The sequence below is a fragment of the Pseudoxanthomonas sp. LjRoot206 genome (assembly GCF_056175725.1).
In genome coordinates, this window is record NZ_JBGFFI010000004.1 from 351,317 (window position 1) to 370,563 (window position 19,247).

Annotated in this window: 21 protein-coding genes; 12 read left to right on the forward strand and 9 right to left on the reverse strand. The window is 68.8% G+C overall.

The genetic code is table 11. The features are described from left to right. The first annotated feature begins 116 nt into the window (after positions 1-116). A complete protein-coding gene (locus AC04MD_RS14675) occupies positions 117-3,026 on the forward strand; it encodes a serine/threonine protein kinase (RefSeq protein WP_475498011.1) in 2,910 nt (969 codons plus the stop codon). A gap of 15 nt (positions 3,027-3,041) precedes the next feature. Here AC04MD_RS14675 and AC04MD_RS14680 read toward each other — a convergent pair whose 3' ends face one another. Together AC04MD_RS14680 and folE are read right to left on the reverse strand one after the other, a co-directional pair. Then, entirely contained in the window at positions 3,042-3,425 is a 384-nt protein-coding gene (locus tag AC04MD_RS14680; RefSeq protein WP_475498012.1) for a YchJ family protein, read from the reverse strand. Positions 3,426-3,569: 144 nt separating this feature from the next. Then, positions 3,570-4,175, reverse strand: coding sequence for a GTP cyclohydrolase I FolE (gene folE / locus AC04MD_RS14685; RefSeq protein WP_475498013.1), 606 nt, complete (start codon positions 4,173-4,175; stop codon positions 3,570-3,572). A 241-nt stretch (positions 4,176-4,416) separates the two neighbouring features. Here folE and dcp point away from each other — a divergent pair, with 241 nt between their 5' ends. Both dcp and AC04MD_RS14695 read left to right on the forward strand, forming a co-directional pair. Next, positions 4,417-6,564: a peptidyl-dipeptidase Dcp gene (gene dcp / locus AC04MD_RS14690; protein ID WP_475498014.1), complete on the forward strand. Its 2,148-nt coding sequence runs from the start codon at positions 4,417-4,419 to the stop codon at positions 6,562-6,564. Positions 6,565-6,670: 106 nt separating this feature from the next. After that, positions 6,671-7,870 carry a glycosyltransferase gene (locus AC04MD_RS14695; protein ID WP_475498015.1) on the forward strand — a complete coding sequence of 400 codons (1,200 nt, stop codon included), beginning with the start codon at positions 6,671-6,673 and terminating at the stop codon, positions 7,868-7,870. A 15-nt stretch (positions 7,871-7,885) separates the two neighbouring features. Here the strand turns inward: AC04MD_RS14695 and AC04MD_RS14700 are convergent, their stop codons facing one another. Beyond that, entirely contained in the window at positions 7,886-8,437 is a 552-nt protein-coding gene (locus AC04MD_RS14700) for a DUF1905 domain-containing protein (RefSeq protein WP_475498016.1), read from the reverse strand. A gap of 142 nt (positions 8,438-8,579) precedes the next feature. Between AC04MD_RS14700 and AC04MD_RS14705 the strand changes: the two genes are divergently transcribed. From AC04MD_RS14705 to AC04MD_RS14720, 4 genes are all read left to right on the forward strand, one after another. Continuing rightward, a complete protein-coding gene (locus AC04MD_RS14705; RefSeq protein WP_475498017.1) occupies positions 8,580-9,008 on the forward strand; it encodes a hypothetical protein in 429 nt (142 codons plus the stop codon). 217 nt (positions 9,009-9,225) lie between these two features. Further along, positions 9,226-10,272 carry a lipid A deacylase LpxR family protein gene (locus tag AC04MD_RS14710; protein WP_475498176.1) on the forward strand — a complete coding sequence of 349 codons (1,047 nt, stop codon included), beginning with the start codon at positions 9,226-9,228 and terminating at the stop codon, positions 10,270-10,272. 77 nt (positions 10,273-10,349) lie between these two features. Next, positions 10,350-10,820 carry a LuxR family transcriptional regulator gene (locus AC04MD_RS14715; protein ID WP_475498018.1) on the forward strand — a complete coding sequence of 157 codons (471 nt, stop codon included), beginning with the start codon at positions 10,350-10,352 and terminating at the stop codon, positions 10,818-10,820. Next, positions 10,817-12,364, forward strand: coding sequence for a hypothetical protein (locus AC04MD_RS14720; protein ID WP_475498019.1), 1,548 nt, complete (start codon positions 10,817-10,819; stop codon positions 12,362-12,364). Before AC04MD_RS14715 ends, AC04MD_RS14720 begins: the two co-directional genes overlap by 4 nt. A gap of 14 nt (positions 12,365-12,378) precedes the next feature. Here the strand turns inward: AC04MD_RS14720 and AC04MD_RS14725 are convergent, their stop codons facing one another. Next, on the reverse strand, positions 12,379-12,879 hold the full coding sequence (locus AC04MD_RS14725) for a M48 metallopeptidase family protein (protein WP_475498177.1): 501 nt from the start codon (positions 12,877-12,879) through the stop codon (positions 12,379-12,381). A 73-nt stretch (positions 12,880-12,952) separates the two neighbouring features. Between AC04MD_RS14725 and AC04MD_RS14730 the strand changes: the two genes are divergently transcribed. The 4 genes from AC04MD_RS14730 to AC04MD_RS14745 all read left to right on the forward strand — a co-directional run bounded on the left by AC04MD_RS14730 (position 12,953) and on the right by AC04MD_RS14745 (position 15,870). After that, positions 12,953-13,501 carry a DUF2058 domain-containing protein gene (locus AC04MD_RS14730; RefSeq protein ID WP_475498020.1) on the forward strand — a complete coding sequence of 183 codons (549 nt, stop codon included), beginning with the start codon at positions 12,953-12,955 and terminating at the stop codon, positions 13,499-13,501. 59 nt (positions 13,502-13,560) lie between these two features. Beyond that, on the forward strand, positions 13,561-14,259 hold the full coding sequence (locus tag AC04MD_RS14735; protein ID WP_475498021.1) for a class I SAM-dependent methyltransferase: 699 nt from the start codon (positions 13,561-13,563) through the stop codon (positions 14,257-14,259). A gap of 42 nt (positions 14,260-14,301) precedes the next feature. Next, positions 14,302-15,405: a hypothetical protein gene (locus AC04MD_RS14740; RefSeq protein WP_475498022.1), complete on the forward strand. Its 1,104-nt coding sequence runs from the start codon at positions 14,302-14,304 to the stop codon at positions 15,403-15,405. A gap of 105 nt (positions 15,406-15,510) precedes the next feature. Beyond that, positions 15,511-15,870 carry a nuclear transport factor 2 family protein gene (locus AC04MD_RS14745; protein ID WP_475498023.1) on the forward strand — a complete coding sequence of 120 codons (360 nt, stop codon included), beginning with the start codon at positions 15,511-15,513 and terminating at the stop codon, positions 15,868-15,870. Positions 15,871-15,904: 34 nt separating this feature from the next. On the opposite strand, the gene AC04MD_RS14750 is transcribed toward AC04MD_RS14745, so the two are convergent. From AC04MD_RS14750 to AC04MD_RS14760, 3 genes are all read right to left on the reverse strand, one after another. After that, positions 15,905-16,264, reverse strand: coding sequence for a hypothetical protein (locus AC04MD_RS14750; protein WP_475498024.1), 360 nt, complete (start codon positions 16,262-16,264; stop codon positions 15,905-15,907). Positions 16,265-16,563: 299 nt separating this feature from the next. Next, positions 16,564-17,376, reverse strand: coding sequence for a restriction endonuclease (locus tag AC04MD_RS14755; RefSeq protein WP_475498025.1), 813 nt, complete (start codon positions 17,374-17,376; stop codon positions 16,564-16,566). 322 nt (positions 17,377-17,698) lie between these two features. Further along, positions 17,699-17,974, reverse strand: coding sequence for a hypothetical protein (locus AC04MD_RS14760; protein ID WP_475498026.1), 276 nt, complete (start codon positions 17,972-17,974; stop codon positions 17,699-17,701). A 218-nt stretch (positions 17,975-18,192) separates the two neighbouring features. Between AC04MD_RS14760 and AC04MD_RS14765 the strand changes: the two genes are divergently transcribed. Next, a complete protein-coding gene (locus AC04MD_RS14765; RefSeq protein ID WP_475498027.1) occupies positions 18,193-18,375 on the forward strand; it encodes a hypothetical protein in 183 nt (60 codons plus the stop codon). Between the two features lie 93 nt (positions 18,376-18,468). Here the strand turns inward: AC04MD_RS14765 and AC04MD_RS14770 are convergent, their stop codons facing one another. Both AC04MD_RS14770 and AC04MD_RS14775 read right to left on the reverse strand, forming a co-directional pair. Then, a complete protein-coding gene (locus tag AC04MD_RS14770; protein WP_475498028.1) occupies positions 18,469-18,813 on the reverse strand; it encodes a hypothetical protein in 345 nt (114 codons plus the stop codon). An 8-nt stretch (positions 18,814-18,821) separates the two neighbouring features. Then, the gene (locus tag AC04MD_RS14775) at positions 18,822-19,094 is read right to left on the reverse strand and encodes a hypothetical protein (RefSeq protein WP_475498029.1); all 273 of its coding nucleotides are present in this window, start codon (positions 19,092-19,094) and stop codon (positions 18,822-18,824) included. Positions 19,095-19,247: the final 153 nt, after the last annotated feature.

Here is a 19,247-nt window from a genome sequence, read left to right on the forward strand (position 1 = left end):
CGGGCGCGGGGCCACAATGCCGCGCGCATGGCCAGCCTTTTCCGACCGTCGTCCATCGCCGAGTACGCCATCGCGGCGTACGGGCGGGGCATGTGCGCTTCTGACGGCCGGACGCCATGAGCCAGGCCTTCGCCCGTGCGCTGGCGCTGTTCGACGACTGCGTGGCGATGCCGCCCGCCGAACGTGCCGCCTACCTGGCCGATCTGGCCGACCGTGATGCGGAGACCCACCGCGCCCTGACGGCGCTGCTGGCATCGGACGGCGCATTGCAGGACGCCGGCGAGCACGATCCGTTGCCGTTCGCATCGCTCGACGCGCTGCATGTGCGGGACATCGCGCCCGACGACCACGACGTCTTCTCGTACGGTGCCGATTCGGACGCGCGGGTCGGCCGCAGGCTGGGTCCATGGCGGATCGACCGGCTGCTCGAGTCCGGTGGCATGGGCTCGGTGTACGAAGCCTGGCGCGACGACGGCCAGTACCAGCAACGCGTCGCGCTGAAGTGCATGCGCAGCGAACTGACCTCGCCGCGCATGATCGAGAGCTTCCGCCGCGAGCGGGAGGCGCTCGCGGCGCTCGACCATCCCGGCATCGCCACGCTGTTCGACGGCGGTATCGAGGCCGACGGACATCCGTGGTTCGCGATGCGCTACGTGCAGGGCGCGCAGATCGATGCCTGGTGCGACGCGCGCCGGACCGGCCTGCGCCAGCGCGTCGAACTGCTGGTGCAGGCCTGCGATGCGCTGGCCTACGCGCATCAGCGGCGGGTGCTGCACCAGGACATCAAGCCCTCCAACCTGATGGTCACCGAGGACGGGCAGCTGCAGGTGCTCGACTTCGGCCTCACCGCATCGCTCGCCGCCACCGAGACGGTGCCGCGGCTCGCCGCGTCCGATGGCTACACGGCGCCCGAAGCGTTGTCCGGCACGCTGCCGGCGGTGACGATGGACGTGTGGTCGATGGGCGTGCTGATGTACCGGCTGCTCGGCGGCGTGCTGCCGCATGCCTCCACGCGCCTGCTGTCGACGGTGCTGACGCAGGATGCAGGCGAGGCGCCGCCGGTTTCGCAATTGGCGGCACGCGGAACACCGGCGCAGGCGCAGTGCCGCGGCTTCGACACGCCACGTGCGCTCTCGCGTGCGCTGTCGGGCGACCTCGACGCCATCGCGGCGCGCTGCATCGCCCGCGACCCCGGGCGGCGCTATCGCTCGATCGCCGCGCTGCGCGACGATCTGAGTGCGTGGCTGCAACGGCGACCGGTCGAGGCCCGCAACGGCGGCGCGGTCTATCGCGGCGTGCGCCTGTTGGCCCGCCATCGCCTGGCCGCATCGCTGATCGCGCTGACGCTGCTGGTGGCCGTGGGCAGCCTGGGCGCGCTGGTCTGGCAGGAACGCCGCGCAGCACGCGAGACGGCATCCCGCCTCGCGCTTTCGCAGGTGTTCGAACGGATGCTCGGCCATGCCACGCTGTCCGGCCTCGGCGATACGCCGATGTCATCGCGCACGCTGCTGCAGGACACCGAGCGGCAGGTCCGCGCCCTGCCACTGCAGGAGCATCCGGCGGTGCTGGCAGGCGGCCTGTCGATGCTGGCCCGCAATTACGCGGTCGTCGGCGATTACGACCGCGCCACCCGGCTGGCGCAGGAAGCCGCCGAGATGCAGGGGGACGACCCGCAGGCCGGGGCCGCAGCACAGGCGACGCTCGCCGCCCTGCTCAACCTGCGAGGCAAGCCCCGCGAGGCCCAGGCCGTCGCGCGCGAAGGGCTGGCCGCGCCGGCGAGCGACGATACCGCGGCGGCCCGCCTGCAATTGCTGACCGAACTGGCACGCAGCCAGTGGGAACTCGCCGATCCGGACGGCGCGCAGCGCACGCTGGATACCGCGCTCGCGCTCGCCGAGCGCAGCGACGCCGACACCGCCATCGCCGAACTGAGATTGCTTCGTGGCCAGTGGTCCGTACGGCGCCTGCGCTTCAAGGACGCGCATGCGGACTTCGACCAGGTGATCGCCGCCACGCGGCACACGCATCCGTTGATCGCCAACGAGGCGCGACAACAGTCGGTCTGGAGCCTGGTCATCGAGAATCGCGTGCCCGAAGGGCTGGCGCTGGCAAACGAGATGCTGACGGCACAACGGGCCACGCAGGGCGACGAACATCCGCAGACCGGCTCGGCCTTGATCACGCTGGCCAGCCTTCAATGCGCGGCCGGAAAGCCGGACGAATGCAGCGCTTCATTGCACCGCGCAGAGCCGCTGATCCGGCGCTACTTCGGTGACGGTCATCCCGAATACGCACGCCTGCTGCAGGTCCGCTCGCTGCTCTCGCCGCTGGGCAACGCGATTTCGCAGGAAGAGGGCATCGCGCTGATGCGGCGCGCGCTGGACATCACGCGTGCGAACTATCCCGATGACCACGAGCGCGTGCTGGTGATGACCTCCATGCTCGCCCGGCGGCTGGTCATCCAGAGCAATCCGCTGGCCCGGCAGACCCCGGGGCCGCGCAGCGACGAGGCCATCGGCATGTTCGAGCGCAGCTTCGCACAGTGGGAACGCGCAAACCTGCCCGTCCCCCCGCACTACCGCATCAGCCTGGCGCAGGCGTATTTCCAGCGCCGTGCCGAGGGCGACGACGCGCGCGCCCGGGTACAGCTGGAAACGAACCTCGTGACGCTGCGCCAGTTCGCACCCACGTTCAACGGCCGCTTCCACAATGCGTTGGGGCTGGCGCAACTGGATGCGCGCGCTGGCGATCTCGGCCGCGCCGCCAGCACGCTGGAATCGATGATGGCCCCGCTGGACAGCGAACGTGCATCGCTCAACAACCGTATCGTCCTGGTCCATGCGATGCTGCTGCGCGCCGCGGTCGCGCAGCGCGCGGGTGACCGCAGGCTGGCGCGCGACTGGCTGTCGCGCGCACTCGCGCAGGCGAAGACCTCGCTCAAGCCAGGCAGCGAACTGTCGAAGATCGCCCAGGCCCGGCTGCAGTCGCTCGACCGTACTGGCCGCTATCGCTCCGAACTCGACTGAGCGGTGGCGTGCCGCTCAGCGGTGTTCGCCATCCACGTAGTACCAGCGACCCTCGATGCGAACGAACCGGCTGCGTTCCTGCATGCGTACCGCGCTGCCGCCGCCGACGCGGTAGCGCGCGACGAACTCGACCTCGGCGGTGTCCGGCCCGGTGATCTTGTGTTCCTTCACGCTCAGGCCCAGCCAGGTGGTGCGCGCTGCGCCCGGCGTATCCAGTCCGAGTTCATCGGGACGCGTGTCCGGATGCCAAGTGGCGCGCAGGTAGCCGGCGTCGCCGAGCACGTAGGCGCTGTAGCGCGAACGCATCAGGGCCTCGGCATCGGGCGCCGCTTCACCGGTGTGGTAACGCCCGCAGCAGGCGGCGTAGTCGCGGCTGTTGCCGCAGGGGCAGGGGCTCATGAGCACGCGCCCCCTGTAGGAGCGACGTCAGTCGCGACCGGAGACTGTACGTGCCGATCCACCGAGGACAGCGCGCGATTCATGACCTCACTCCAGGATGGCATGCGGTCGCGACTGACGTCGCTCCTACAGTCGCCACCACCATCAGCGGCGGTTGTGGCCGGTCTCGATGAACCGCAGGAACTCGGCGCGGGTGCGTGCGTCCTCGCGGAAGGTGCCCAGCATCTTGCTGGTGATCATGCTGACGCCGCGCTTGTGCACGCCGCGCGTGGTCATGCACTCGTGCGCGCCGTCGACCACCACCGCCACACCGCGCGGCTGCAGTACGTCCTGGATGCACTGCGCGATCTGCGCGGTCATCTTCTCCTGCACCTGGAAGCGGCGCGCGTACACGTCGACCACGCGCGCCAGCTTGCTGATGCCGACCACCTTGCCGTCGGGCAGGTAGCCCACGTGCGCGCGGCCGATGATCGGCGCCATGTGGTGCTCGCAATGGCTTTCGAACTCGATGTCGCGCAGCACGATCATCTCGTCGTAGCCGGCGACTTCCTCGAAGGTGCGCGCCAGGTATTCGCGCGGATCCATCTGGTAGCCGCTGAACCAGTCGCGGTAGGCCTTGGCGACGCGCTTGGGCGTATCCAGCAGGCCCTCGCGCGTCGGATCCTCGCCCGCCCATTCGAGCAGCACGCGCACGGCGTCCTCGGCCTGCGCCTGGCTCACCTTGACGGATTTGTCGTCGGACTGGCTCATCGGGGGGATTCCTGCGGGGGGCGTGGAGGATAACGCATCTGTCTTGCCGGCCCTCTACGGCGCAGGTCGCCCTGCGGATGCGGGCCGGGCCTTGCCGGATGCGGCGGATGGCCGCACCGCAGTCGCCCGCCCGCCGTCCGGCACTCGCCAAGCCGCGCGCGCGGGCGCACCCTATGCGCCGGTCCCCCCCGTGACGGGCGCTCCCGTCGAAGTCCCTGTCGTCCCGTTCCGGAGCCTCTCCATGCTGCGTACGCTGTTGCTCTCCTCCGCCATCGCCGTCGCCCTGTCCGCCTGCGGCGACCGCCCCGCTGCCGAATCCGCCATGCCCGCCACCGCCGCCACATCCGCCGAAAGCGCGAATCCCCTGCTCACCGCCAGCGCGCTGCCGTTCCAGGCGCCGCCGTTCGACAAGATCAAGGACGCCGACTACCAGCCGGCCATCGAGGAAGGCATGCGCCAGCACCTCGCCGAGGTGCGCAAGATCGCCGACAACGCCGAACCGGCCACCTTCGCCAACACCTTCGAGGCGCTGGAGCGCAGCGGCGCGCTGCTGACCCGCGCGACCACGGTGTTCTTCGCGATGACCGGCGCCAACACCAATCCCGCGCTGCAGGCCGCCGAAGAGGCGCTGGCACCGAAGCTGGCCGAGCACGGCGACAGCATCCACCTGGATCCCAAGCTGTTCGCCCGCGTGAAGTCGGTCTACGACCAGCGCGACACGCTCGGGCTGACGCCGGAGCAGAAGACCGTCGTCGAGCACACCTACGACGACTTCGTGCGCGCCGGCGCGCAGCTCTCCGACACCGACAAGGCCGAACTGCGCACGCTCAACAGCGAGGAGTCCTCGCTGACCACCGCGTTCGGCAACAAGCTGCTGGCCGCCGGCAATGCCGGTGGCGTGTTCGTCACCGACAAGGCAAAGCTCGACGGCATGGACGAGGGCGCGATCGCTGCCGCGGCCGATGCGGCCAAGGCCGCCGGCAAGGATGGCCAATGGCTGCTGAGCCTGCAGAACACCACCCAGCAGCCGTCGCTGGGCTCGCTGAAGGACCGCGCGCTGCGCGAACAACTGATGGCCGCGTCGCTGGGCCGCGCCGAGAAGGGCGACGCCAACGACACCCGTGCGACCATCCAGCGCCTGGCCGAACTGCGCGCGCGCAAGGCGCAGCTGCTGGGCTTCCCGAACTACGCCGCCTACAGCATCGCCGACCAGATGGCCGGCACGCCCGAGGTCGCGCTGAAGCTGCTCACCGACACCGTGCCCGCCGCCACCGCGCGCGCGCGCGCCGAGCTGGCCAAGATCCAGGGCGTGGTCGATGCGCAGAAGGGCGGCTTCACCGCCGGCGCCGCCGACTGGGACTTCTACGCCGAGCAGGTGCGCAAGGCCGAATTCGACCTGGACGAGTCGCAGATCAAGCCCTACTTCGAGCTGGACCGCGTGCTGAAGGACGGCGTGTTCTTCGCCGCGCACGCGCTGTACGGCATCACCGCGAAGGAGCGCAAGGACATCCCGGTCTACCACCCGGACGTGCGCGTGTTCGACATCATGGATGCCGACGGCAAGCAGCTGGCGCTGTTCTACCTGGATCCGTTCAAGCGCGAGAGCAAGCAGGGCGGCGCGTGGATGGGCAACTTCGTCGAGCAGAACGGCCTGACCGGCGACATCCCGGTGGTCTACAACGTGGAGAACTTCACCAAGCCCGCCGCCGGCCAGCCCGCGCTGCTGAGCTTCGACGACGTGACCACGCTGTTCCACGAGTTCGGCCATGCGCTGCACGGCTTCTTCTCGAAGACGCAGTACCCCAGCGTGGCCGGCACCAACGTGCCGCGCGACTTCGTCGAGTTCCCGTCGCAGTTCAACGAGCACTGGGCGCTGGACCCGAAGGTGTTCGCCAACTACGCCAAGCACCACCAGACCGGCGAGGCGATGCCGCAGGCGCTGGTCGACAAGATCGTCAAGGCGCGCACCTTCAACCAGGGCTATGCGACCACCGAGTACCTGTCCGCCGCGCTGCTCGACCTCGCCTGGCACCTGCAACCCGCGGGCGCCGGCAAGCAGGACGTGGACGCGTTCGAGAAGCAGGCACTGGCGAAGTACAAGGTGGACCTGGCCGCGGTGCCGCCGCGCTACCGCACCAGCTACTTCAGCCACATCTGGGGCGGTGGCTACGCGGCCGGCTACTACGCCTACTTCGGCGCGGAAGTGCTGGACCACGACGCCTTCCAGTGGTTCCGCGAGCACGGCGGCCTGAGCCGCGAGAACGGCCAGATCTTCCGCGACAAGGTGCTGTCGATCGGCCATTCGCGCGACCTGGCGACGGCCTACCGCGAATTCCGCGGCAAGGATCCCAGCGTCGAACCGCTGCTGGAGCATCGCGGCCTGAAGTAGGCCGCACGCGATACCGTCCGAACACGAAGGCCCGCGCATGCGGGCCTTCGTCTTTCCGGGAACCGCGTGGCATCCGGCATCGACACCGCGCACGTATCCTGCACGCATGAAGCTGCTGATCATCACCTACGGCACCGAGGGCGATACCCGCCCGCTGGCCGCGCTGGGCCATGCACTGATGCTGGCCGGACACGTGGTCGAGCTGCTCGGGGACGCCAGCACGCTCGGCATCGCGCGGACGCTCGGCGTGCCGTCACGGGCGCTGGCCGGCGACATCCGCGCGACGATCGCCGCCGATGGCGCGATGCGCGACATCACCCGCAACCTGTCCCGGCTCACCATCGCGCACAGCGCCGACTGGCTGCGCCAGGCCATCGAGGCCGGACGCGGCTGCGATGCGGTCGTCGTCTCCGGGCTGGCCGCCTTCGTCGGCCTGTCGGCAGCCGAAGCGCTGCGCGTGCCGGCGATCGGCGCGATGCTGATCCCGATCTCGCCGACCGCGGCATTCGCCTCGCCGTTCCTGCCGTTCAAGCCGCCGCGCCTGTTCCACCATGCCAGCCACACCCTGTTCGGCACGCTGAGCTGGCAGCTGTTCCGCAAGGCCACCAACCGCGCGCGCACGCAGATCGGCCTGCCGCCACGGCGCGCGCTGTGGACGACGCACCCGATGCTTTACGGCGTCTCGCCCGCGCTGCTGCCGCGCCCGGCGGACTGGCCGGACAATGCGCATGTCTGCGGCCAGTGGGTGCCGCCGCTGGCGTCGACGTTCACGCCCTCCGAGGCGCTGCTCGCCTTCCTCGACGCCGGCGAACCACCGGTCTACGTCGGCTTCGGGAGCATGGCCGGCTTCGACAACGCGCGGCTGGTGGACGCGGTGGTCGGCGCGCTCGGCGAGCGCCGTGCACTGTTCAATGCCGGCTGGAGTGGCATCGACACGGCGCGGCTGCCGCCCAACGTCCATCCCGTCGGCCAGGTGCCGCACGACTGGCTGCTGCCGCGCTGCGCGCTGGCGATCCACCACGGCGGTTCCGGCACTACGCACTCCGCGTGCCGCGCCGGCGTTCCCTCGGTCATCGTGCCGTTCGCCGGCGACCAGTTCTTCTGGAATGCCCGCCTGCGCGACGCAGGCGTGATGGGCCACACGCTGCGAGGCGCCTCGATCACGGCCGGCAAGCTCCGCGAAGCGGTCGCCTTCGCCGGCAGCGACGGCGCGCGCCGCCGATCCGCGGACCTCGGTAGCCAGATGCAGGGTGAAGACGGCTGCGCTAACGCCATCGCCCAGGTGGAACGCTACGCCCGCCGATGACGACGGCGTACGGCCTCAGTCCGCCGCGACCGGCGCGCCCATGTTGCCCTTGCTGTACATGCCGGAGCGGTCGAAGCAGCAGGCGCGGCGCTTGCCGGAGGCGAGCATGTCGCAGGCGGAGGCAATGCGCTTCACGCGCGTCTCGGCCTTCTTGCCCGAGGTCATCCAGTGGATCCAGTCGCGACGCGCCACCGCTGTCAGGCTGGTCCAGACCGCTTTCGCCTCGGGCGCGGCGGTGAGCGCCTTGCGGAGGTCGGGTGGCACCGTGGGCTCGGGTTCTTCCTTCACCGGCGCGATCGCCAGGTCGACCTGGTCGCCGGCGGCGACACCCGCGGCCTCACGCAGCGCCTTCTCGACCTTCAGCCAGTGGCTGCCCTCGCCATCGGGCTCCAGCGTGGCCTGGAACGGATGGCCCGCGAACGTGCCCTCCACCGTCGTCATGCTGCGGGCGGGCAGCTTCGCACTGGCGGTCTTCGGCAGCACCAGGAAGGTCCACGTGGCGGCCTTCGGTTCGGCCGGACGGTGCAGCGTGGCGCTGAAACGGATCGGGGACGTGGTCGGGCTCATGGCGGCCGATGGTAACGCCGACGGGGCGGGCGCGTTGTGCAGGGTTCCGGCTTGTGAACACGGCGCATCGGTAGCCGTCACGCGATGTTTCCGCCCGCCTGCCTAGAACGGACATCTCCCCCGACGAACCGAGGAGCCGGTCATGCCCCAGACCCAGCGGTACGACGACATGCCCCGCCACGTGATCGATGTGGTCGCGGTCGATCCCGCCCTGCTGAACTTCGGCATCGATGTGTTCCAGGCGGTGATGAACGGCGCGATGCCGGTCGGCGAGTACGAAGGGGACGATCTCGCCTGCACCGGCATGAACGTCATCGCGCGCCAGATCGGCGGACACGGCCTGACGCTGGAGGAAGAAGCCTCGGTGGTGTTGCGCGTGGTCGCGTTCGGCGACCTGGTCAGCCAGGCTGAGGGCGACAGCCGCATCGCCGCGCACATCGGCCTCTCGGCCGACGGCTACCAGATCACCCCGGCCTTCCTGCACGCCGCCGCCAGCGCCGACATCGTGCGTCGCCTCGACGGCGGCTTCGGTTACGACCTCGACAGCGTGGCGGCGCGACTGGTGCATTGACGCAGGCTCACGGCCTTCCTGCGGATCGCTCGTCGCCGTCGGCGGTGTAGGCCGGCAGCGAATAGAAGTTCACCGTTTTCAGGGGTGCTCGGCCGGTCGCACGGATCTCGTGCCGCTCGCCGTGCAACACGGGCCCGCGTCGCGAGCGCCATGCAGATACGGTCTTCACGCGCCTGACCACACCATGGGCCTACCCCCACGTCGGCAGGCCAGGTGTCTGATGAGTTCGCGCGCACGGATCGCAAGTCGTTTCCTAGTTCTTTCCGCCTTCGCGTCCGCGGGCGCCTTCGCCGCCGACCAGTGCGAACGCCGCACCGATCTCCCGCCGACGGTCAACTTCCGCGTCGACAACGACCTGTTCGGCAACCAGGACCAGGGCTACAGCAACGGCGTGCAGCTGACGCTGGTCTCGCCCAACCTGACCGACTACACCGACGATCCCTGCCTGCCGCGGCTGGCGCGCTGGGTGAACGGCTATCTCAATGCGCTCACGCCGGAAGGCTTCGAGCAGCAGAACATGGTGGGCACGTTCGCGCATGCCATCTTCACGCCGACCGACTTCACCCGCAGCGACTTGATCGTCGACGATCGACCCTACGCGGCCGCGTTGCTGGTCGGGCTGGGCTACAACGCGCGCAATGGCGACCACCTGCGCACCACCCAGCTGCAGTTCGGCATCGTCGGTCCGTCCGCCCGCGGCGAACAGATCCAGAACGAAGTGCACAAGATGCTCGGCGACGAACCCTTCCAGGGGTGGGACAACCAGCTGCGCGACGAGCCGGTGTTCCGCCTCGTGCACGAACGCATGCGCCGCTTCTCGCCGGAGGAGAAGGGCATCTGGGGCTGGGATGCGATCACGCACTATGGCGGCAGCGTCGGCAACCTGGCCACCTATGCCAACGTCGGCGGTGAAGTGCGCTTCGGCCGCCACCTGCCCGACGACTTCGGCAGCACGCCGTTGCGCCCGGCCGGCGAGAACACCGCGCCCACGCGCAGCCGCTCGCCCGGCGGGCCGCTCGGCGCGCATCTCTTCCTGACCACCGATGCGCGCTGGGTGCTGCGCGACATCACCCTCGACGGCAACACCTGGAAGGACAGCCACCGCGTGGACAAGAAGTCCTTCGTGGGCGAAGTCGGCGTGGGCCTGGCGGTCACCAAGGGCCGCTGGAAGTTCGCGCTGGCGCGCTACTACCGCAGCCGCGAATTCGAAGGCCAGCAGGAAGCGCCCGTGTTCGGCAGCTTCACGATCAGCCGGGCGCTGTAGCGCCGCGACTGGACAGCATCGGCACGGCGGTGGCATCGTCGCCCGCGCCGGTATCGTCCTGTCCACACGGAGGTCGCATGAAGACGAAGCTCGTCGCCCTGTTCGCGCTGCTGGTCCTGCACGCCGCACCGGCCTTCGCGGCCTCGCCGCTGGTCGGTCGCTGGACGCTGGACATCGCCTCGCTGCCGATGCCGCCGGAGGCACGACCGAGAAGCGTCACGCTGACGTTCGCGCAGCCGGACAGCGGCACGTGGCAGACCGACATCGAGATCGTCGCGCCCGATGGCGGAAAGATGGATTCCGCCGCCACACTGTCGCTCGACGGCACGGCGGGCAAGGTCACCGGCAGCTACTGGGCCGACGTGGGCACGGCGAAGATGCCGGCGCCGAACGTGGTGGTGGTGCAGCTCGCCTACCAGGGCACGCCCTCGTCCACCCGCATCTACTCGGTGGACGCCGCCGGTACCACGCTGACCGAAACCAAGGCCTTCTTCAGCAAGGACGGCCAGCCGATGCTGCAGACGACGACGTTCAAGCGGTTGCCTTGAACTGGCGTCGTTTCTTCAGGCGGTCCAAGCCCGCCATCGCGGTGTCCGACCCTCCGAGGTCGACGCTGGAGTCGCGACTGGTTGCGGGCGTGGCATGGCTGACGCCGGCAGGCACGGAACACGGACCAGAAGCGGCCCGTGGCTTCCTTCGCGCCCTGCCGCCGCAAGCACTGTTCGACGTCGACGAACGTCTGCGCTCCTGGGCCAGTCCGGTCTCCCTCGACTGGCCCGACGGGCTGGTCGAGCAACTCGCCTCGGCGGACATCGATGCACCATTGCGGCATGCGTTGCTGTTCCTGTCCGCCGGCCACCACGACGGGCACGTCCGCGAAGTAGCGGTGCGCACCCTGTGCGACCATCCGGGATACCTGACGCTCGCCGCGGCGCTGATCCGCTGCTCGGACTGGGTCGGCCAGGTCAGGGAGGTGGCCGAGGCCGCCACGTCCTATCTGTTGGCGCACACCGATGGCCGTGATGTCGTGGCGTTGTGGCCACTGGTCCTGCGACTGCGCACGCGCGAGCGCGTGTCGGCGACCTGGTTCGCCGCGTGCGTCGAAAGCTGGATGCTGCAACCCTCGTCCAGCGCATGGTTTCGCGAGCTGCTGGACAGCCGCCACGCACCGGTGCGCGCGTGGGCGTTCCAACGCGGGCTGGAGCACGGCATCGATGTCGGCACCGATCTGCTGCCGGCCGCGATACGCGATCCGGACCCCCGCATCGGCCTGCACGCGCTGCGTTTCGCCGCCCGCGAGGGGGATGAGCGCCTGCACGCGCTGGCCACGGCGGGACTGGAGGCGGCGCATCCGGTGATCCGCCGCACATCGCTGTACCTGCTGTCGGAACACGAAGGTGGCGTTTCCCGCGATCAGCTGCGCGGCCGACTATGCGACACCGCTGCCGGGGTCCGCTCTCTGGCGGTCTATCTGTTGCGGGAGCGCCATGCGGAGGATGCCGCCGCCACTTGGCGCGATGCGCTGGATGCCGCGCCCTGCCGTGCGCCCCTCGGCGCCCTGAACGCATTGGCGGACCACGCCCAGCCACAGGACGCAGAGCGCTTCCGGCGCTGGCTCGCCAATGACAACAGCATGGTGCGGGCCTCGGCGCTGCGTGGCCTGCTCAAAGCAGGCGTCGCGCCAAACGATCGCGAGCTCGTGGGCCTCATCGTGCAGGGAGGCAACCGCGTGCGAGTGGTGCTGCGTCGGCATGTAGGCCTTGGCGACATCGAGCTGGATCCCACGCGCATTGCCTGCCTGGTCGCCGATCCTTCGCTCTCGCAACAAGCACGAAACGATATACGCGACCTGATGCTCTCTCTCGGGCATTGGGCATCGCTTACCGGGTTGTTGCAGTTCTCCGATGCGGGCGACGACAGGCTGCGTGCCTGGTGGCATTCCGCTGTAGCTGCCTGGGTGCGCACCAGCAACACCTACGCCCCACTGGGGGCACAGACGGGTGCGAAGCTCCTGTTGGCGCTCGATGCACGCCGTGGCGACCTGTCGGCCGGTGACTACGACACGATCAGGTCCGCGATCGAACGGCACTGAGTGCACCGCCCAGGCTATCTGCCTGCTTCCAGTTCCCTCTGCGTCAGATACAACCGCAGGTCGAACTCCAGCTGGTGGTAGTCCGGTTCCATGTGCGTGCACAGCTGGTAGAAGGCCTTGTTGTGGTCGGCTTCCTTCAGGTGGGCGAGTTCGTGCACAGCGATCATCTTGAGGAAGTCGGCCGGCGCGTCGCGGAACACCGTGGCGATGCGGATCTCGCGGCTGGCCTTGAGCCGGCCGCCATGCACGCGGGAGATCGCCGTGTGCGTGCCCAGCGCGTGCTTCATCACCTGCAGCGTGCTGTCGTAGACCACCTTGCCCAGCGGCACCGAGCGACGCAAGTACTGCTCCTTCAGCCCCTGCACGTACGCGTACAGCTGACCGTCGCTGCGCACCGCGTGCGGCTCGGCGTACTTCTTCGCCAGCATCGGCCGCAGCCCGTCCTGCGCGATCAGCGCACGCACCTGCGCCTGCAGGTGCTCGGGATAACCGGCGAGGTACTTCAGCGGTTCCATCGACTGGCGGGACACGGGCGGTGGCGGGACGGCGGGTATGATGGACCCTCGGACTCCAGCACGAAACCGCGACATGGCGAAGGGAAACCCGCTCCAGGAACAACTGCTCAAGGCCGGCCTGGTCAAGAAATCCAAGCTGGCCGAGGTCGCGCGCGAACAGAACAAGGCCCGCCACGGCAAGGGCCCGGTGGCGCCCAGCGAGAGCCAGCGCGACGCCGAACGCGCCCGCGCCGAGAAGGCCGACCGCGACCGCGCCCTGGACGCCGAGCGCAAGGCGCAGGCCCGGACCGCGGAGCTGCGCGCGCAGGCGCGGCAGATCGTCGCCGACCGCAAGGTCCCGCGCAGCGGCGAGATCGAGTACCGCTTCACCGTCGACGGCGCCATCCGCACCGTGCTGGTCAATGACGACCTGAAGAAGAAGCTGGTCACCGGCGCGCTGGTCATCGCCCGCGTCGACGACCGCTACGAACTGCTGCCGCGCGTGGCCGCCGACAAGGTACGCGAGCGCGATGCCGGCATGATCGTGCTCGACCACGGCCAGGGCACGGACACTGCCGCGACCACCTCCGAGGACGACGACTATTACGCGCAGTTCAAGGTCCCCGACGACCTGATGTGGTGACGGCCGGCCGGGCTTGACGGCTCCTGTAGGGTGGAATGAGACCCCCTGCGGAGACCGCCATGCAGCAGCACGAACTCGATGCCCTCTTCGACCAGCAGGCCGCCGGCTACGACGCCCGCTGGGTGCGCATGGCGCCGATCCGCGAGAGCCTGCTGTTCCTGATGGAGACGGTGTTCGCGGACCTGCCGGAGGACGCGCACCTGCTGTGCGTCGGCGCCGGCACCGGCGCGGAGATCGGGCACCTGGCGCGACGCTTCCCGCGCTGGACCTTCCTCGCCCTCGACCCCTCCACGCAGATGATCGCCGCCTGCCGCGAACGCGCCGAGCGCGAGGGCTTCGCCGACCGCTGCAGCTTCCATGCCGACGTGGTCGACACGCTGCCGGACGCGGCCGCGTTCGATGGCGCCACCTGCCTGCTGGTCTCGCAGTTCCTGCTCGATCCCGCCGTGCGCACCGCGTTCTTCGCGTCGATCGCGCGCCGCCTGCGTCCCGGCGGCACGCTCGCCTGGGCCGACCTCGCCTGGGACACCGAGGCGGCCGACTACCCAGCCATGCTGAAGCTGTGGATGGAAACGATGTCGGGCGCCGGCCTCGATGCCGCCGCGCTCGAGCAGATCCGCGCCAACTACGCCCGCGACGTCGCCATCCTGCCGCCCGACCGCGTCGCCGCGCTGGCGAAGGCCGGCGGCTTCCTGCCGCCGCTGCGCATCCACCAGGCCGGCATGATCCATGGCTGGTGCGCCCGCACGGCGCGGTAGGCTTGCGTCTCCATCCCGTTCCCCGACGCCAAGGAAAACCGCATGCGCCTGACCTGCCTGTCGTTCGCGTTGTGCCTCGCCGTGTCGCCCGTCTTCGCGCAGGACGCCTCCACCGCGGTATCGCCGCCGGTCGAAGACACCGGCACGCTGGCCGGCGCGCCCTACCGCATCGACATCCCGGCCGACTGGAACGGCGAACTCGTCGTGCTGGCGCACGGCTTCGAGCCGGTCGGCGTGCCGCGCGAGACGCCCTGGCCGGCCGATCCCGCCACGCCGATGTTCACCTCGGGACGTTACGCGGTGGCGCAGAGCGGCTACGCCACGCAGGGCTGGGCGGTGCGCGACGGCATCGCCGACAGCGAGCGCCTGCGCGCGCATTTTGTGCAGCGGCACGGGTATCCGAAGAAGACGTGGATGGTCGGCATGTCGATGGGCGGCGGCATCGCCATCGCCAGCCTCGAGCAGCAGGCCGCGCACTACGACGGCGCGCTGTCGCTGTGCGGCGCCAACCTGCCGGGCGAGGTGCTGGCGGAGGAATTGTTCACCTCGCTGGTCGCGTTCGATGCGCTGTTCACCTCGGGCGACGGTGCCGCGGCGCAGCGCCTGTCCGATCCCACGGCACCGGTCCTCGACCAGGGCGTGGTGATGGACCGTGTCGACGCCGCCCTGCCGCGCGATCCGGCGGCGGCGCAGCGGCTCGCGGCCAAGCTGGAAGTACCGGTCGACGCGCTTGCGGGCACGATCAGCCTGCATTACCTGGTCATCCGCGACCTGATGGCGCGCGGCGGCGGCATGCCGGTGGACAACCGGCTGGTGCGCTACACCGGGTTCGGCGACGACGAAGCGTTCAACCGTCGCGTGCCGCGCTATGTCGGGGATGTGGCGGCGATGGATTACGTGGCCGCAGCGCCGGCGCTTTCAGGTCGGCCGCAGAAGCCACTGGTGCTGCAGTACAACGCCGACGACCCGACCATCAACCCGCGCTTCCGCCCGGTGTATGCGCAGAAGGCGCAGGGCGCCGCCGTTGCGCCGCTGACGCTGCCCGACGTGCCCGGCGGGCATTGCCGGTTTTCGGAGGCGCAGGTCCGCGACGCGTTCCGCGTGCTGACGGAGTGGGTGGAGACGGGGACGCGGCCGGGCGGCTGATCGCGACGTCGTGAAGGTCACATCGATGCGTCGATCGACCGCTTTGCACATCGCGGTGACATGGTTACCGCTCTACTGGGCTCCGACTCGCTGCGGAGAGACGACATGCCGGACAGCAACAAGGCGACGCTGGAACAGGCGAACGCCGCCATCGTGAGCGGCGACAACGAAGGCTTTCTCGCGCTCTGCGACGATGACATCGTCTGGACGACGGTGGGCGAAGGCAGCCTGGTCGGCAAGGCCGCCGTTCGTGAGTGGATGCGCACGAACTACGCCGAGCCGCCGACGTTCACCGTCGAACGCATGGTCGTGGACGGCGACTTCGTGGTCGCCCTCGGCACCCTGAACGTCGTGGTGGACGGCGTCGCCATCCCGCACCCCTATAGCGACGTTTGGCGGTTCAAGGACGGCAGAATGATCGAACTGCGCGCCTTCGTCGTTCCCGGAACTAGGAGAGCGGGCTGATTCGCCGAATGTCGTTCGCGAGCGCAGAACGCGCCTAGCCCGCGCTTCGATAGAGGAAGACATCCGTGATGACGACCGTGTAGCTGGGGTCTGCGTCTGAGCTCGGGATGAAGTCCGACGCAGGGTCCAGCAGGAAGATGCCCTTCTGCTCGACGAAGAACTCGTAGGTATAGAGGTAGACGCCCCGTTCGTTACGGTAGACCCGTTCCGGCTTCAACCGGGTCACGGCCTCGGGCCACGCCGCCGGCGCAATGTCGCCGACGGGATGCCGCATCAGATCGTCGCGCACGGCGACAAGCGCCTCGGCTTCTACACGCGAGACCGACGGCGTGCAGCCGCACAGCAGGGTCAGCAGAAGCAGGACGAGGCCCGCTAGCCACGGATGACGTCGCATCCCCATCGCCTTGAGGTGTCTAGGATCGGATCGTACGAGGGCGCGAGGCGTGCGGACAAGCAGTTCATAGGTTGGGGTGAGCCTGCGAAGCCCAACATCACCGCGCCTAGGAGATTGGTGTTGGAGTTCACTTCGTTCATCCAAACCTATGCGCTAAGTCTCGCTCTCGGGGTTACAGAGGATGATGTACGTTTCACCATCCTCTCCCGTGCGATGAAACTTGAGCGAGACGTTGGCGCCACCCAGCTATGAAAACGCAACCAGTGCAACACCGTCTTCATTGCGTTCGATGCGGACATCTATCTCGTACCCCTGCAAACAGGAAACGCAGAGCACCCCCAAAACATCTCCGCTGTCCGCGAGTTGTTCCGCCGCACCATCACCGCCTCGCACTTCGGACAACTCGGCACTTCAGAATTCCTCGTGGCATCGCTGCCCAGAACGGGCTCGACTCTCGGCGAAGCCGACACAGGCGCAGCGCCCTTGGACTGCACCTCCCGGATCATCCCCAGCAACGCCGCGCCATCGATCAACTCGATCGGCTTGCCATCAGCAAATTTTGCGGCATCCGCCGTAAACCCACCCAGTGCTGCGATACGGACCGCATCCGCGCGGTGATGCGCCAGCAGGCCGTACATCTCGCGTACCACGTTGACCGGCACCTTCTCCCTTCGCCACTGCTTGCACTGCACCAGCGTGCGCTTGCTGTCGCGACGCAACACCAAGTCGATGCCGCCATCCGCACCGCCCAGCCCCGTCTCTTCCACCGTATAGCCGCGACGGCGGAACGCCTCGCCGACCAGCCGCTCGAAATCGCGCGAGCCCAGCGCCGCGAGGCTCTCCAGCCCCGAGCGCGTATCCAGCAGGCGACGCCTGCGCCGCGCCGCCAGGAAAGACGCTAGCGCCGCGAACGCGCACAGCCCGAAGAACACCCACGCCAGCGGCATGAACGGATTGGTGTCGCGGAAGGCCGTGCCCAGCGTATCGGCGCGCGAGAACAGCAACGGAATGCCGTGCGCGATGGCGAGATAGCCGCACGCGCCCACGCCCAGGCCGACCGGCCACGGCAGCGCCGCGATGGCATCGAAGAATGTCGTACGACCACGTCCCATGTGGATCCCCTCTCACCCCGTGGCGGACCATAACGCGATCCAAGGGCGATGCGCATGCTGCCCCGCACCGTTCGTCGGCAGCGGCACGTCAGTAGCGCTTACGTTAGCGGTGGCGTGCTTGAGGTCAGCGAGGACATTGCCCTTGTCACGGCCTTTCCGACCGTCGGCCGCTGCACACGGCCCCCACGCGGCTCGACGACATCACCGACGCCTACCAATGGCGGAGCACGCGACAGTTGCCGAAGGCTTGCGTACGAGCATGGCGACGCATCCGGGCGAGCCACGTGGACGATGCCGCTGACGAACCGTGATGCTGCAGGAATCAAGCGCGCGTTGGCTGCTCGGCCACCGCGCGTATCAGCGCCGACTGCCGTTCCAGCATCCAGCGCGTCGCCCAGCCGGTGCCCGCGTCGAGCGAGCGCACTGCCACCTGGTCCTTCCTGACGCCCTTGCCACTGATCAGGATTTTCGCGATCCATCCCTGCCGCTCGGGACCGATCTCCACGATGGGGTGGCCGTGGCAGACCAGCGTCCTGCGCCGGTCGCCGATGTCCCAGACGAAGCCTTCAGGCAGCGGGGCTGGGGTACGTGTGCTCACGGCGAACTCCCACGAAGACGGACTTCACCCTCACACACGCATCGTGCTCGTCGCGTGACGGATGGTGCGATGCTTCGTGCGCTTTCGCGCAATGTTGCGTAGTGCTTAACACGATTCACGCAGATGATCGCCACGCGACGATGACACGCACACTGCACTCACGTGGCGGGGCGCAGCGTGACCTCACCTCGGCATGTGGTCGAGCTGGAGAAGCACCGATGGGCAACAACACCAATCCGCAGAATCAGCAGAATCCGCAGCAGCAGAAGCGCAACCCGCAGCAGGACCAGGAACAGCAGAAACAGCAGACCCAGAACAAGGATCCGGGCCAGCAGCACGACCAGGACCGTCAGCGCGCGCCGCAGCAGGAGCAGGACCGCAAGCAGGACCAGAAGCACTGATCCGCCTGGCGACCTGATGATGGAGAGCCCCGCGAAGGGGCTCTCTTCGTTTGCGGCGCAGGCTGCGCAGCGCGTCGCCTGCGCGGGAAGACTTCAGCGCCAGCTCGCCTTGCGCGACGGCGGTGGCGGCACGGGCGAGGCATCGATCGTGGGTACCAGCAGCGACAGCCGCGTCTTGGTGTAGTCGCCGCTGCCGTCCACGTCCAGCTTGCCTGCACTGTTGGCGTTGATGAGCCCGGTGTCGAGGAACACCTCTTCGCCGACCGCCACCCGATGGCGCGCACTGCACAGCTTCACCGGCACCTGCAGCACGCTGATGCCGTCGCGCTGCCACTTGGTATCCGGCACCAGCCGCCGGACGATGGAACCGTCCACCCACACGTCCACCGAATCAGATTGCACCGACCGGCACTTGCCGATCCCGACATCAAAAGTCATGCACCCTCCTACAGGGCGGTATGCGTCAGCGTGAAAAGAAAGCCCCGTGCTTCGAGCAGTGCGCGAAGGCGTCGTTCGGCCGGTACCCGATGGAACTGGTGACCGGCCAACAGGCTGAAACTGGGACGATGGGTATCGAAGCCGCTCGCCGACGGGCGACGTGCGACCGCGATGTCCACCGACTCGCAGGCCGTCGCCCAGATCACCCGCAGCGTATCGGGACTGATGGACTGCCGCGTCCCCAGATGAAGAATGAAAACCTGCACGTGCCGGTTGGCCACACACATCTCCTGGTCGCGACACCGCGTCGCGTGGATGAAGCCGATAGGAGAGAGGTCGGCCGGCGGAAGCGGCGTGGAAGACTGCCAGTCAGCCGGAACAGGTATACGCGCTTGCGGACGGGACCGCAAACGCGTGGAAGACATCACATCGTG

Coding starts and splice junctions, on each gene's coding strand:
- AC04MD_RS14675 (WP_475498011.1), top strand. CDS start 117: ATGAGCCAGGCCTTCGCCCGTGCGCTGGCGCTGTTCGACGACTGCGTG.
- AC04MD_RS14680 (WP_475498012.1), bottom strand. CDS start 3,425: ATGAGCCCCTGCCCCTGCGGCAACAGCCGCGACTACGCCGCCTGCTGC.
- folE (WP_475498013.1), bottom strand. CDS start 4,175: ATGAGCCAGTCCGACGACAAATCCGTCAAGGTGAGCCAGGCGCAGGCC.
- dcp (WP_475498014.1), top strand. CDS start 4,417: ATGCTGCGTACGCTGTTGCTCTCCTCCGCCATCGCCGTCGCCCTGTCC.
- AC04MD_RS14695 (WP_475498015.1), top strand. CDS start 6,671: ATGAAGCTGCTGATCATCACCTACGGCACCGAGGGCGATACCCGCCCG.
- AC04MD_RS14700 (WP_475498016.1), bottom strand. CDS start 8,437: ATGAGCCCGACCACGTCCCCGATCCGTTTCAGCGCCACGCTGCACCGT.
- AC04MD_RS14705 (WP_475498017.1), top strand. CDS start 8,580: ATGCCCCAGACCCAGCGGTACGACGACATGCCCCGCCACGTGATCGAT.
- AC04MD_RS14715 (WP_475498018.1), top strand. CDS start 10,350: ATGAAGACGAAGCTCGTCGCCCTGTTCGCGCTGCTGGTCCTGCACGCC.
- AC04MD_RS14725 (WP_475498177.1), bottom strand. CDS start 12,879: ATGGAACCGCTGAAGTACCTCGCCGGTTATCCCGAGCACCTGCAGGCG.
- AC04MD_RS14730 (WP_475498020.1), top strand. CDS start 12,953: ATGGCGAAGGGAAACCCGCTCCAGGAACAACTGCTCAAGGCCGGCCTG.
- AC04MD_RS14735 (WP_475498021.1), top strand. CDS start 13,561: ATGCAGCAGCACGAACTCGATGCCCTCTTCGACCAGCAGGCCGCCGGC.
- AC04MD_RS14740 (WP_475498022.1), top strand. CDS start 14,302: ATGCGCCTGACCTGCCTGTCGTTCGCGTTGTGCCTCGCCGTGTCGCCC.
- AC04MD_RS14745 (WP_475498023.1), top strand. CDS start 15,511: ATGCCGGACAGCAACAAGGCGACGCTGGAACAGGCGAACGCCGCCATC.
- AC04MD_RS14750 (WP_475498024.1), bottom strand. CDS start 16,264: ATGCGACGTCATCCGTGGCTAGCGGGCCTCGTCCTGCTTCTGCTGACC.
- AC04MD_RS14755 (WP_475498025.1), bottom strand. CDS start 17,376: ATGGGACGTGGTCGTACGACATTCTTCGATGCCATCGCGGCGCTGCCG.
- AC04MD_RS14765 (WP_475498027.1), top strand. CDS start 18,193: ATGGGCAACAACACCAATCCGCAGAATCAGCAGAATCCGCAGCAGCAG.
- AC04MD_RS14770 (WP_475498028.1), bottom strand. CDS start 18,813: ATGACTTTTGATGTCGGGATCGGCAAGTGCCGGTCGGTGCAATCTGAT.